Source organism: Melioribacteraceae bacterium (assembly GCA_019638015.1).
Classification (GTDB): domain Bacteria; phylum Bacteroidota; class Ignavibacteria; order Ignavibacteriales; family Melioribacteraceae; genus JAHBUP01.
On sequence record JAHBUP010000001.1, the window covers coordinates 1,149,427 to 1,162,474 of the forward strand.

Below are 13,048 nucleotides of genomic sequence, written 5' to 3' on the forward strand. Positions count from 1 at the left end.
TTGCTGCTTCAGCATACCCCAAAAGGAAATTATGAATATTATTATAAAAGAAGTTGTAACCAGGACCGAATTATTGAGCTTTATAAAATTTCCTTTTTTGCTGTATAGTAAAAATGAAAACTGGGTACCACCGCTTATATTAGATGAGCTGCATACTCTTTTGCGAAAAAAAAATCCCGCCTTTGAGTTCTGCGATGCAAAATACTGGCTTGCATATAGGGAGAATAAAATTGTAGGTAGAATCGCCGGCATAATAAATTATAAATACAATGAGAAGTGGGGAAAAAAACTAGTCCGTTTTGGCTGGTTCGATTTTATTGATGATAATGAAGTCTCAGCATTATTATTAACTAAAGTTCAAGAATGGGGGATAGCAAGCGGCATGAATGAGATTCATGGTCCACTTGGTTTTACAGATTTTGACGGTGAAGGAATGCTCATCGAAGGCTTTGATGAATTAGCTACATTTGGCTCTATTTATAATTATCCCTACTATAAGTATCATATTGAAAAGAATAATTTTATTAAAGATACCGATTGGGTAGAGTATGTTGTTACTCTAAATGATACTGTACCCGAGAAAATTGCGAGATTAGCCAAGACAGTAGCCGAGAGATACAATCTCCACTATTTACGTGTAAATAAAACTAAAGAGATGCTTCCTTATGCCAGAGATATTTTTTATTTGATAAATGAGGCATATAAAGATTTGTTTGGATTTGTTGAACTCACGGACAAGCAAATTGATGTATATGTAAAACAATACTTCGATTTTATAAAACCGGGATTCGTTCCAATCATCTTAGATAAAAACAAGAAATTAGTTGGTTTTGGAATAACGATGCCCTCTATATCGCGGGCAATACAGAAAGCGAAAGGACGATTATTCCCGCTAGGGTTCCTACATATTTTACGTGCTATGAAAAATAATCCGGCGGCTGATCTATATTTGACTGCTGTTCGTCCGGAATACCAGAATAAAGGTGTAAACGCTATGATTATTTGCGAAATAAATCATGTGTTTATAAAAAATAAAATTACCCGCGTTGAAACAAACCGTGAACTTGAGGAGAATTCGAAAATTCAAGCTCAATGGCGTTTCTTCGAATCACGGCTCCATAAAAGAAGACGTTGCTATAAAAAATCACTTATCTAACTGGATTTAAATAATCCATTCAAACAAATAATTGAGGCAGTAATGAATTTTAAAGTCAAAACAAGAAATAAAATTTTCGACGGTAAAGTTTTTGATGTTATTGTTGATGAAATTGAATATAACGGTACCGGTAACAAAGCTATAAGGCAAGTTGCTCTTCACCCGGGTGGAGCTGTTGTTGTTCCGGTAACAAAAGAGGGAAAGATTATACTTGTATCTCAGTACCGATATCCACACAATCAAATTTTAATAGAACTTCCGGCGGGTAAATTGGAAAAAGGGGAAGACCCGCTTTTATGCGCCTCTCGAGAGTTGACAGAGGAAACCGGATATACATCCAATAATGTTATTAAGCTCGGGAAAATATTTACCACACCTGGTTTTTGCGATGAAGTGCTTCATATTTATCTCGCGAAAGATTTAATTGCGGGTAATCACGCAAGAGAGGAGGGAGAAGAAGAAATGGAAATATTTGAAATGACTCTCGAAGAAGTTGATGCAAAAATCCTTTCCGGAGAAATTGTTGATGCAAAAACAATCTGCGGTATTCATTATTACAGATTGAATAAAGAGCTAAACATATAGTGACGATGAGTAAAAGCTTGATTTCTATTTTTGGATAGAAACTGATTTTACTTTTACTCGTTAGTTAATTCTTCTAATTCCACTTTATGAAGCTGGGAAATCTTTTTTCCTAAAAACTTTTCCGCTATATCTCGGAATTTTGTGGGCATATCACTTACATAAAACTCACTTTGACCATGGTGCACTGATTGATTTCTTATTCCTCTCCCGTTCAGATAATCTTCTACTAACCGGGCTGATGGAGTTCCGCTATCAACTAAATTTACTTTTTTACCAACAACCTTTTGAATTATATCCGATAGTATTGGATAATGGGTACACCCTAAGATCAGTGTGTCGATATCTTTCTCTTTGAATTCAGACAAATATTCCTTTGCAATAAGTTCTGTAGCTTTATGATCTGTCCATCCTTCTTCAGCAAGCGGTACAAATAACGGACATGCTTTTTCAAACACTTTTAATTTTGGATTTAGTTTTTTTAATTCATGCGAATATGCTTTGTTGTTGATTGTTGCGTTCGTACCAATAACACCAATCTTTTTATTCCTCGTTTCCATAAGAGCTAATTTGGCCCCCGGTTCAATCATGCCAATAACTGGAATTGTTAAAAATTTTCTCAATTCTGTTAGAGCAACAGAGGAAGCTGTATTACACGCCACAACAAGCAGTTTAATATTTTTTCTTAATAAAAAATTAGCAGCTTGAAGTGAGTATTCAATTACAGTATCATTGGATTTACTACCGTAAGGAACGCGGGCTGTATCTCCAAAATAAACCAAATTTTCATTCGGCATGGTTCTTAAAAAAGATTTTACAACAGTCAATCCGCCAATTCCGGAATCAAAAAACCCTATTGGATTTGTTTTGTTCATAAAATTCAATTTGTCACCTATAACATTTCTTCAATTGTTTGAGTTAATTCGTGAGTGATCAGCTGAAAATCATTTCGGGATATTTTTTTCCCGTTTCTATCTAGTGTGTAGAAAGAATCTACTACATCATCAGCTTTAGTATTAATTTTCGCGAAATAGATTGTTAAACCTACATCGTGCATTTTTTTTGTGACTTGATAGAGAAGCCCGAGTCTATCTGGTGAGTACACATCAATAATTGTATATTTTTCATGTTTCTCAAATACAATTTTTATTTTACCTTTACGTTTGAACAGCTTGTTTTCAAGCCGCCACCATTTAGATTTTATTTTATTAAACTCATTAATCATCTGCAGTTCATTAGCTACCGCCAATGCTAAATCCCTTTCTATTTTACCAAATCTTTCTTTGCTAACATTACCACCGCTTCTAAAATCGGTTACATTAAAACTATCTATTACTATTCCATCTTTGCGTGTAAAAATTTTAGCGTCATGAATATTCAAATCATTAATTGCTAGAGCGCCGCACAATTTTGAAAGCAATGCATCAGAATCCCGCGTTATAACTGTTACAGAGGTAAAATCGCCATCTTCTTTAAATAATACTGAGATTGGCGTTCCTTTTTCGATCTCATCGATGTGCTGGTTAATCTCTTCCGGTGTAAAATGATGAAGATAACCTAGATCATTAATTGACTCGATATGCTCGCGAAAAACATTCTCGGAATAAATTTCTGAACCGCTGATTATTTCTTGAATATTGGATGATAATAATTCTTGCCCGGTTATTCTGTCTTCAAGCATCGATTTAGTTTTGCGGTAGAGTTCATTTAATAACTCGCTCTTCCATTGAGTCCATACTACTTGTGAAACAGCCGACAAATCGGAGTAGGTCAACAGATACAAAAGATCTAAGTGATTAGAATCGGGAAATATTGACGCAAAATTATTAAGTGTAGAAGGATCATTGAGATTTCTGCGAAATGCGACCTGTTCCATTGTTAAATGGTGGTGAACTAAAAACTGAACTTTTTCAATTTCTTCGAAACCGTAGCCAAGCCGTTCCATTATGGTATTCGCAATTTCACCGCCAATAATTTCGTGACCTGAAATACTAATTGGTTTTGCAATATCATGAAACAAAACCGAGAGAAAAAGTACATCTTTCTCCTTGATCTGATCGAACAATTTACCGAGAACATTATTTTGCCCCGACAATTTTTCAAGGTTATTTAGAGCAATTAAAGTATGCTCATCTGCCGTATAACAATGATAAACACCAGGCTGAAAAAATCCTATTAAATCTTTCCACTCCTTCATAAACGCGCTAAGCACATTTAATTCATTCATAACCATTAATGTTTTACCAACATTTCTTGGTAAACGTAAAATCTCACGAAAGAATACCGAAGAAGTATGTTCAACTGTATGTTCTTCCTCAATGTCGATTACTTTCTCAATTATCGCAGAACGTAGAGTCTCGTCTAAACGTGCATCGTGCAATCCTCGATAATAAAAAGCTCTTAGAATTGTGGATAAATTAAGGTCATCTTTACCTTTGTAACTTATAATTGAATTTTTCATCGAGAAATCGTCATCAAGATCAATTGTGAGGATATCAGAAATTTTTGAATCAACTTCTTCCTCAAATCTCTTGAGCATGGTACCGGAAAAACGCTTAATTATATTCGCCGCTTCAAAATACTTCTTCATGAAATTCTGCCAGTTGTTTCCAGCATATCCACAAAAGTGCCCAATCTTTTCCTGAAATGAATATTCTAACCTATCGTTTTTATGTTTTGATAGTAGATGCACATGATTTCTTGCGAATAATAATGTCTCATAACTATCAAGCAACCGCGCTGCCGCTCTAGGAATTACAATTCCATCCTGTTTTATTTGATTAAGGAAAAATTGCGTTTGAGAAATTTCCTCTTGATTATTTAATATCATCCCATTTTTAATAGCGTAAATCCATTCAATAATTTGAAGATCACGCAATCCGCCAGCGGTAAATTTTATATTTGGCTCTAATACTTTTGCTGAATCGCCATACTTTTGATGGCGTGCTTTTGTATCTGAAAAATATTCCTGTAATAATCGGTTTTTGTGTTTATCATTTAAAGAATCAAAAACTTTTTTATTCCACTGCCAGTAAATTTTTTCGTTGCCTTGTATAAATCGGGTTTCAAAAAATTGTGTGAAGGCTTGTAAATCTTCTTCAAGAAATCTTTTTATATCAGAATACTCTCTCACGGTGTGAGAAGCTTCAATACCTGCATCCCATAACATTGTAACACATTCTTTAATCAGCTTTTCATCATTTTTAACTTTTTCAGAAATGAACATCATATCTATATCTGAATACGGGGATAGTTCTCTTCTACTAAAGCTGCCAACAGAGGCAATCGCAAAATCTAATTTTTTACCTTTTAGGACGGTCTGAACATATTCTTCAACAAGCAGACTATACTTAATACTAAATTGAAGAGAATTTTTTAAAAGTTCTTCATCGCCAAAAATTTGATTTTTGGCTTGAATAAATTCTTCTTTTATTTTCAGAGGTTCCACATCCATTGATTGAATGCCTTCAAAATAATTAGGTAATAAATACTTTTTGCAATTCCCGATAAGCAGATGCCGGAGCAAGTCCGGCATTCTGACAATTAACTTATAATCGATAAATCAAGTAGTCAAAAATTGCGACTACAATTTAGCAAATCTTGCCTGGAAAAATCTCAAGTATTTTGGCTCATAAACCATTTTAAGTCCTTTAATTGATTTACGATTTGCGAACACTTCGGCAATAGATTCAACCGTTACGTCGATATGAGCTTGAGTGTAAACTCTTCTTGGGAAAGTTAAACGTACAAGTTCAAGTTTAGGATAACGATTTTTACCGGTTTTGGGATCGCGTCCTGAAGATACAATTCCTCTCTCCATACCACGAACTCCGCTGTCGATATAAATTTCGGAAGCGAGTGTTTGAGCCGGGAATAAATCTTGTTTTAGATGAGGTAAAAATCTTTTTGCGTCGAGAAATATTGCGTGTCCTCCGTAAGGCTGAACTATTGGAATATTATATTTCTCCAGCTGTTTACCGCAATACTCAACTTGACCGATACGAGCTTTAACATTATCGAACTGAACCATTTCCTCAATACCGCGAGCCATAGCTTCCATATCTCGCCCGGCTAATCCGCCATAAGTATGAAGACCCTCATAAACCACAACCATATTGCGGGCTTCTTCATAAACTTTTTTATTTCTTGTAGCTAAAAATCCGCCAATGTTAACCATTAAATCTTTTTTTGCGGAAACCCAAAGTCCATCAAAATAGGAGCACATTTCTTTAAGAATGCTTGCAATACTTTTTGTGGAATATCCTTTTTCCTTCATTTTAATGAAGTAGGCATTTTCGGTCGCGCGTGTCGCGTCGAACCATAGTTTAACGCCATATTTTTGGGTTAGCTTGTAAACATCCTTTAAGTTTTCCATTGAGAAAGGTTGACCACCGGCCATATTCACCGGGCCTGCCATACTTACATAAGGAATTTTTTTTGCGCCAACCTGTTTAATTAACGCTTCAAGTTTGTTCAGATCAATGTTTCCTTTAAATGGATAGTGATTTTGAGGATCATGAGCTTCATCAACAATTACATCCACAAAGGTTGCGCCCGCAAGTTCTTGATGGAGTCTGGTAGTAGTGAAGTACATATTACCGGGAATAAAATCGCCAGGCTTAATCATGATTTTAGAAATCATATGTTCAGCGGCGCGCCCTTGATGTGTAGGTACGAAGTAGGGCATACCATAATATTTTTTAACATTATCCCAGAGTGTGTAAAAGTTTTTGCTTCCTGCATAAGCTTCATCGCCAAGCATCATTCCTGCCCATTGATAATCACTCATAGCATTTGTACCGCTGTCGGTTAATAAATCAATATAAACATCTTCCGATTTTAATAAGAATGTATTGTAACCTGCTTCTTTCGCGGCTTTCTGTCTTTGTTCGAGAGTAGTCATTTTTATTGGCTCAACCATTTTAATTTTGAATGGCTCGGCCCAGCTTCTTTTTATTAATTTTTTTGCCATAACATCTCCTGTTTATTAGCGTTTAGCTTTTAAAGATTTCTTTTTATGTTCAACTATAATATCGGACGCAATTCCTCCGCGGGTGTTGAACTTTGCAATTATTTTGAGATAACGGGGCTTCATTACTTTAATGAGATCATTAGCTATTCTATTTGTTACGGCTTCAAAGTAAATCCCATCATTACGGTATGATTGGAGATAAAACTTATAGGATTTTAATTCCACACAAATTTTATCGGCAACATATTCCAGAATAATTTCGGCATAATCGGGCTGACCGGTAACGGGACAGACAGAAGTAAACTCCGGAGCGTAGTGAATTATTGAGTAATCTCTTTCCGGGTTGGGGTTTGGAAAAGTTACCAGTATTTTAGTTTTATCGCTCATATTTAAACCTTTATTATTGATGGAAATTTTGGATTAATGCAATCCTTATTACTTTAAAGATGAGGAGACGGTCAATTAACCATGGTCGATTATAAATTCGCGGTATAGTTTTTCTTTCAGATTCATTGAATAAAAAAAATTAATAATTAAAAAAACTAGTAATTATTATTGCACCCATTATTAATACTTCGGTCTAACTTTATACATAATTGGATCATCAACTCCGGCTTGGGCAAATCCACGCAGCCGGAAAGCGCAGCTGTCGCACACACCGCATGCTTCATCTTCGTTTTGATAGCAGGACCAAGTTAAGTCAAGCGGAGCGCCAATCTCAAGTCCTTTTTTTACAATCTCACTTTTCGAAAAATGAATTATTGGTGTTTCAATTTTTATTTTAGTTTCCGGCTTTGTTCCTAAATCTATCATTTTTTCATAAGCTTCAAAAAACTGTGGACGGCAATCCGGATATCCGCTTGCGTCTTCATAAACAGCTCCAATAAATATTGCAGATGCATTTAAAATTTCTGCCCAGCTTGTACACGCGCTTAAAATATTCGCGTTTCTAAATGGAACGTAGGAAGAAGGAATTTCTTTATTTGTAAGATCTGCCTTTGTAACTTCAAGTCTTGAATCTGTTAGAGAGGAACCGCCGATTTTCGCGAAGTGAGAAAAATCAATTACCAATCTTTTCTCAACTTTATAATAATCAGCAATATCGGTAAAAGCCTTCAACTCACGTTTTTCGGTGCGTTGCCCATAATTAATATGCGCAAACGCCAAATTGTAATTTTGATTTGCAATAGCGGCAGTTACACAACTATCCATACCACCACTTACCGCAACTACCGCTGTTTTATTTCTTGTCATTTTTTCTTTAATTAATCTAATTCAAAAATAGGAAAAAGAGGGGTGAGAATAAAAAAGATTAGGGGGAATAAACATTAATCCTATTTATGCTTAGGATAACCTTTTTCAATAGGGAGTGATTCATCTCTCGACCATTCATTCCATGATCCGAGATAATTTTTAACGTTTTCAAATCCAGCCATTTTTAATGCCATATATGTATTGGATGTCCGCGCACCCTTGAAACAATAAACGTAAATATTACTTTTCTCATTTAATCCGTAAGATTTGAACAACTCACGCAATTCTTGAGGGGATTTGAACCAGGGGATTTGATTTTCATATTTCATCGTATTGTACCATTCCATCCATGTTGCCCTGGGAATTCTTCCTTTTCGTGGTGTAAAATCGGGACCATAGGGAGATGAGCTAATTGCCACCCATTCGGCTCTATCACGGCAATCCAATATTGTAATTATTGAATCTTCAATTTCACGTAGCATCTCTTCTTTTGTAATTATAATTGATCTATCTATACTTGGAATAAATTCAGTGGGAGTCGTTTGGGGAATAATTTTAGTTACTGGTAAATTGCAATTTATCCAAGCTTGAAATCCGCCATGCAAAACCTGTACATTTTTATGTCCCAAGAAATAAAGGATGAATAACCCGCGGCACGATCTTCCATATCCATTATCCATCGCGTCTTCATATATAACAACTCTCTTATTTTGGGTAATTCCGGCTTCAGAAAATTTTTTGGTAAAATGTTGAGCTAGAGCTTCGTAACCATTAGTTTCATTAACTGCCAGATAAGTAAATATGTCGTAAATATTTATTGCCCCCGGGATGTGCTCAATTTCATAATCTTCAGGTTCGCGAGTATCAATTAGGATAATATCCTCATTATTGAGCAATTCCTTTAATTCATTGGTTTCGATTAAATATTTATTATGAGATGACTTAATTTCCATGCACTTGATTCAGATATTTTGTTAGGATAGTATCGTTAATTAAATAAAATTGTTTAGTGAGCGGATTGATTTTTTAACGCAAAGGGCGCAAAGGATTCGCGGAGAGTGGTAAAAAAAAGTGCGTGATTACTAACGCTATTTAATCTACAATATCAGCCAATACTTTTATTTGTTGTTCAGTCATACGGAATATTGTCCATTCATCCATTGGTTTCGCGCCAAGATTTTTATAAAACTGGATTGATGGCTCATTCCAATCGAGTACAGCCCATTCGAATCTGCCGCAATCTCTTTCAACCGCAATTTTTGCAATCTGAATCAACAACTTTTTACCGATACCTTTTCCACGTAGATGAGGTTTTACGAATAAATCTTCGAGATAAATTCCCGGTTTTCCAACCCAAGTTGAAAAATTGTGAAAAAAAAGTGCGAATCCGGCAGGTTCACCATCATAATCAGCAATTAAGGTTTCGGCATATGGTTTGTCACCAAACAAGTTTTGTGTTAATAATTTTTCATCGGCAATAACCTCATGAGGAGCTTTTTCATAATCGGCAAGAGCTTTAATTAATTCTAATATAATTGAAACATCTTTGGCGGTACCTTTTCTTATCACTATTATATTTTCTTTGTCACTCATATTTTTCAATATCCTTTTGGTCAATTAATAATCCAGCGGAACAAATTTCCTTTTGCAATTATATAAAAAAAACTTTGACATTAAAGCATAACTAAATGAAAATAATTTTGATTTCTATTGACAATTTGAAATTAAAAAGTTTGTTTAAAGGTGAATTTATTACCGACTGGCTAATGACAAGCTTCAAAAACAACATTTCATAATTCTCAATAATAAACAACAAGAAAGGGAGTTGATATGGAATATTATGAACTTCATCCCATTAATCCACAAATACGTTTTATCAACAAAGCGGTAGAAGTTTTAAGAGAGGGGGGAGTTATTATCTATCCAACCGACACGGTATATGGAATCGGTTGCGACATTTTTAACCGTGATGCACTTGATAGAGTATATCAGATTAAGCAGGATGCCGGAACTAAGTTATTTAGCTTCATCTGTCCGGACTTAAAAGACATAGCTAAATATGCTAAGGTTTCAGATTACGCATATAAAATGATGAAAAAACTTTTACCTGGTCCCTATACTTTTGTTCTTCAAGCATCAAAGGAGGTTCCCAAAAAATTGTGGACCAAACGCGAAACTGTTGGAATTAGAATCCCCGATCATAATGTTGCATTAATGCTAGCCAAAGAACTAGGCAATCCAATTATTAGCACCAGCGTTACAAACCGGAAAGGGGATGTGCTGGTTAACCCTCTGGAGATCCAATCAATTTTTAATAATCAGGTTGATTTAATGCTTGCTTCAGGTGCACTTGATGGCAATCCAAGCAGTATTATAGATTTAAGCGGAGAAGATCCCGAAATTATTCGTGAGGGAGCTGGGGACGTGAGCATGTTTTACCAGATTTAACTTTTTATTGTACCAGAATTTATTGTAGCCCCGAAACAATTTCGGGGCTGCTTCATTTAAATCACTATTTTTAACTTTCCTTGATAACCCATCCCATTTTTTCGTAATTTTAGCATCAATTTTTAACTATCCAATAATAATTTATGAAATATCCATTTAAAGAAACCGAAAAGAAGTGGCAAACCATCTGGGAAGAAAAAGGGGTTTATAAAACCGATTTATCTGAAACTGAAAAAAAACACTATTGCCTGGTAATGTTTATATATCCATCTGCCGCTAAAATGCATATTGGTCATTGGTATAATTATGGTCCAACCGATTCCTACGCGCGATTTAAAAAATTGAGAGGTTTTAATGTTTTTGAACCAATGGGATACGATGCATTCGGACTTCCGGCAGAGAATTATGCTATTAAAACGGGAGTGCATCCCAAAGATAGCACACTCAAAAATATAAATGATATCCGAGAGATGGTTAAACATATGGGTGGAATGTATGATTGGTCTGCCGAATTAATGACTTGCGTTCCCGAATATTATAAATGGAATCAGTATTTATTTTTAAAATTGTACGAGAGAGGATTAGCATACCGAAAAAACGCGCCAGTAAATTGGTGTCCTTCGTGTCATACAGTTTTAGCCCGCGAGCAGGTTTTAAGTGATGGAAGCTGTGAAAGATGCGGGACAACTGTTGTACAAAAGGCATTGACGCAATGGTTTTTTAAGATTACCGATTATGCCGATGAATTACTAGATGGATTAAACAAAATTGATTGGCCTGAAAAAACTAAATTGATGCAACAGAATTGGATTGGGAGAAGTCATGGTACCGAAGTTGATTTTACAATTGAAGGTTTAGATGAAAAGATTACAGTTTTTACTACTCGGCCCGATACTTTATTTGGTGTAACTTATGTTGTACTTGCGCCGGAAAAAGAATTGGTACAAAAAATTACAAAACCGGAATACAAAGAAGCGGTCAACAAATATATCGACTCAATAAAATCATTGAGCGAAGTTGACAGAACATCAACAGTAAAAGAAAAAACGGGTGTACCGACGGGAGCTTTTGCAATAAATCCGGTTAATGGTGAGAAGGTTCCAATTTGGATTGCTGATTACGTGCTCGCTACTTATGGTACCGGATATGTGATGGCGGTTCCAGGACATGATGAACGTGATTTTGAATTTGCTACAAAGTTTAATTTGCCAATTCGCAAGGTCATTTTACAAGATGGAACAAATGAGACCGATGAATTGACTGAAGCATTTACAGAAACCGGTACAATGATCAATTCCGGAAAATATAATGGATTAAACTCCGATATTGGAATTGAAGAAATCTCGAAAGATTTAGAAACGCAGGGCCTCGGCAAGCGCACAACTAATTATCGTTTGCGCGACTGGCTTATTTCCCGTCAGCGGTACTGGGGAACACCGATTCCAATTATTCATTGTGAAAAATGCGGTGAAGTTCCTGTTCCCGAAGATCAGCTACCTGTTGTTCTTCCTTACGATGTAAATTTTAAACCGGATGGCGGTTCTCCACTTGCCGCTAAATCAGATTTTATAAATGTAAAATGCCCCAAATGTGGAAATAACGCAAAACGTGATCCCGATACTATGGATACATTCGTTGATTCATCATGGTATTACTTGCGTTATCTAAATCCAAATTATACTGATGGAATGTTTGATACAGCCCTCGCAAATAAATGGGCTCCGGTTGATACATATGTTGGCGGCGCTGAACATGCAGTGATGCATTTATTATACGCCAGATTCGTTCATAAATTTTTGCGCGATATTGGTTTGGTAAACAGCGATGAACCTTTTCAAAAATTAATTCATCAAGGTACGATTACCAGTCAAGGCGCAAAGATGTCTAAATCAAAAGGCAATGTTGTCGATCCTAATTCATTTATTAATGAGTATGGTGCCGATGTATTTAGAATGTACATGATGTTCATGGGTCCTTATGAACTTGGTGGTGACTGGAGCGATAAAGGTATTGTTGGAGTTGACCGGTTTGTGCAGAGATCCTATGCAATTTTTGAAACGCACAAGGATATTGCTAGGCTAAATCCTTCTAATGACAAATATATTATCTCTGAATTGAATGAAACGGAAAAGAATATTTATAGAAAAGTAAACTCAACCTTAGAAAAAGTTCAGACTGAGATTGATAACTTTCATTTTAATACTGCAGTTGCCGCATTAATGGAATTATTGAATGAATTAAAAAATTTAGCAGAGTGCAAAGCTGATGTTAAAACATATATATTAGAAAGATTTGCCGTAATGATTGCGCCGCTTGCTCCGCATCTTGGAGAAGAGTGCTGGAACTTACTTGGAAAAGAAACTTCATTATTTGAAAAACCTATATGGTTCAATGTAGATCCTGACGCGTTAACAAAAGATAATACTACGATAGTTGTTCAAATAAATGGTAAAGTTCGTTCGAAAATTGATATGGCAGTAGATCTTCCTCAAGATGAAGTTAGAGCTAAAGTATTTACCGATGAAAAGGTGAAATCATATACTGACGGTAAAACTATAGTTAAAGAAATATATGTGCAAAATAAAATTTATACCATAGTTATTAAATAAAAAATCTGAAGTTCAAAATGTTTTGGA

The 13,048-nt window shown here is 35.4% G+C and carries 11 protein-coding genes; 4 read left to right on the forward strand and 7 right to left on the reverse strand.

The window, feature by feature from the left end; all coding sequences use genetic code 11:
- Nucleotides 1-31: 31 nt before the first annotated feature.
- Both KF816_04525 and KF816_04530 read left to right on the forward strand, forming a co-directional pair.
- Nucleotides 32-1,156: an N-acetyltransferase gene (locus KF816_04525; GenBank protein ID MBX3007278.1), complete on the forward strand. Its 1,125-nt coding sequence runs from the start codon at nucleotides 32-34 to the stop codon at nucleotides 1,154-1,156.
- Nucleotides 1,157-1,198: 42 nt separating this feature from the next.
- Nucleotides 1,199-1,741: an NUDIX hydrolase gene (locus tag KF816_04530; GenBank protein MBX3007279.1), complete on the forward strand. Its 543-nt coding sequence runs from the start codon at nucleotides 1,199-1,201 to the stop codon at nucleotides 1,739-1,741.
- Nucleotides 1,742-1,794: 53 nt separating this feature from the next.
- Here the strand turns inward: KF816_04530 and KF816_04535 are convergent, their stop codons facing one another.
- From KF816_04535 to KF816_04565, 7 genes are all read right to left on the reverse strand, one after another.
- A complete protein-coding gene (locus KF816_04535; protein MBX3007280.1) occupies nucleotides 1,795-2,622 on the reverse strand; it encodes a glutamate racemase in 828 nt (275 codons plus the stop codon).
- A gap of 8 nt (nucleotides 2,623-2,630) precedes the next feature.
- Nucleotides 2,631-5,192, reverse strand: a complete 2,562-nt coding sequence (locus KF816_04540) for an HD domain-containing protein (GenBank protein ID MBX3007281.1) — start codon at nucleotides 5,190-5,192, stop codon at nucleotides 2,631-2,633.
- Between the two features lie 129 nt (nucleotides 5,193-5,321).
- Nucleotides 5,322-6,710: a tyrosine phenol-lyase gene (locus KF816_04545; protein MBX3007282.1), complete on the reverse strand. Its 1,389-nt coding sequence runs from the start codon at nucleotides 6,708-6,710 to the stop codon at nucleotides 5,322-5,324.
- A 15-nt stretch (nucleotides 6,711-6,725) separates the two neighbouring features.
- On the reverse strand, nucleotides 6,726-7,097 hold the full coding sequence (gene queF / locus KF816_04550) for a preQ(1) synthase (GenBank protein ID MBX3007283.1): 372 nt from the start codon (nucleotides 7,095-7,097) through the stop codon (nucleotides 6,726-6,728).
- 180 nt (nucleotides 7,098-7,277) lie between these two features.
- Complete coding sequence (gene queC, locus KF816_04555; protein ID MBX3007284.1) at nucleotides 7,278-7,964, reverse strand: 7-cyano-7-deazaguanine synthase QueC; 687 nt, start codon at nucleotides 7,962-7,964, stop codon at nucleotides 7,278-7,280.
- Nucleotides 7,965-8,044: 80 nt separating this feature from the next.
- Nucleotides 8,045-8,917 carry a sulfurtransferase gene (locus tag KF816_04560; protein MBX3007285.1) on the reverse strand — a complete coding sequence of 291 codons (873 nt, stop codon included), beginning with the start codon at nucleotides 8,915-8,917 and terminating at the stop codon, nucleotides 8,045-8,047.
- 139 nt (nucleotides 8,918-9,056) lie between these two features.
- A complete protein-coding gene (locus KF816_04565; GenBank protein ID MBX3007286.1) occupies nucleotides 9,057-9,557 on the reverse strand; it encodes a GNAT family N-acetyltransferase in 501 nt (166 codons plus the stop codon).
- A gap of 237 nt (nucleotides 9,558-9,794) precedes the next feature.
- Here KF816_04565 and KF816_04570 point away from each other — a divergent pair, with 237 nt between their 5' ends.
- Both KF816_04570 and leuS read left to right on the forward strand, forming a co-directional pair.
- Nucleotides 9,795-10,412, forward strand: a complete 618-nt coding sequence (locus KF816_04570; protein ID MBX3007287.1) for a threonylcarbamoyl-AMP synthase — start codon at nucleotides 9,795-9,797, stop codon at nucleotides 10,410-10,412.
- Nucleotides 10,413-10,555: 143 nt separating this feature from the next.
- Nucleotides 10,556-13,021, forward strand: coding sequence for a leucine--tRNA ligase (gene leuS / locus KF816_04575; GenBank protein MBX3007288.1), 2,466 nt, complete (start codon nucleotides 10,556-10,558; stop codon nucleotides 13,019-13,021).
- Nucleotides 13,022-13,048 lie beyond the last annotated feature (27 nt).

Bases quoted from the DNA above. Each gene is read 5' to 3' on its own strand.
- KF816_04525 (MBX3007278.1), top strand. From the start codon at position 32: ATGAATATTATTATAAAAGAAGTTGTAACCAGGACCGAATTATTGAGC.
- KF816_04530 (MBX3007279.1), top strand. From the start codon at position 1,199: ATGAATTTTAAAGTCAAAACAAGAAATAAAATTTTCGACGGTAAAGTT.
- KF816_04540 (MBX3007281.1), bottom strand. From the start codon at position 5,192: ATGGATGTGGAACCTCTGAAAATAAAAGAAGAATTTATTCAAGCCAAA.
- KF816_04545 (MBX3007282.1), bottom strand. From the start codon at position 6,710: ATGGCAAAAAAATTAATAAAAAGAAGCTGGGCCGAGCCATTCAAAATT.
- queF (MBX3007283.1), bottom strand. From the start codon at position 7,097: ATGAGCGATAAAACTAAAATACTGGTAACTTTTCCAAACCCCAACCCG.
- queC (MBX3007284.1), bottom strand. From the start codon at position 7,964: ATGACAAGAAATAAAACAGCGGTAGTTGCGGTAAGTGGTGGTATGGAT.
- KF816_04560 (MBX3007285.1), bottom strand. From the start codon at position 8,917: ATGGAAATTAAGTCATCTCATAATAAATATTTAATCGAAACCAATGAA.
- KF816_04565 (MBX3007286.1), bottom strand. From the start codon at position 9,557: ATGAGTGACAAAGAAAATATAATAGTGATAAGAAAAGGTACCGCCAAA.
- KF816_04570 (MBX3007287.1), top strand. From the start codon at position 9,795: ATGGAATATTATGAACTTCATCCCATTAATCCACAAATACGTTTTATC.
- leuS (MBX3007288.1), top strand. From the start codon at position 10,556: ATGAAATATCCATTTAAAGAAACCGAAAAGAAGTGGCAAACCATCTGG.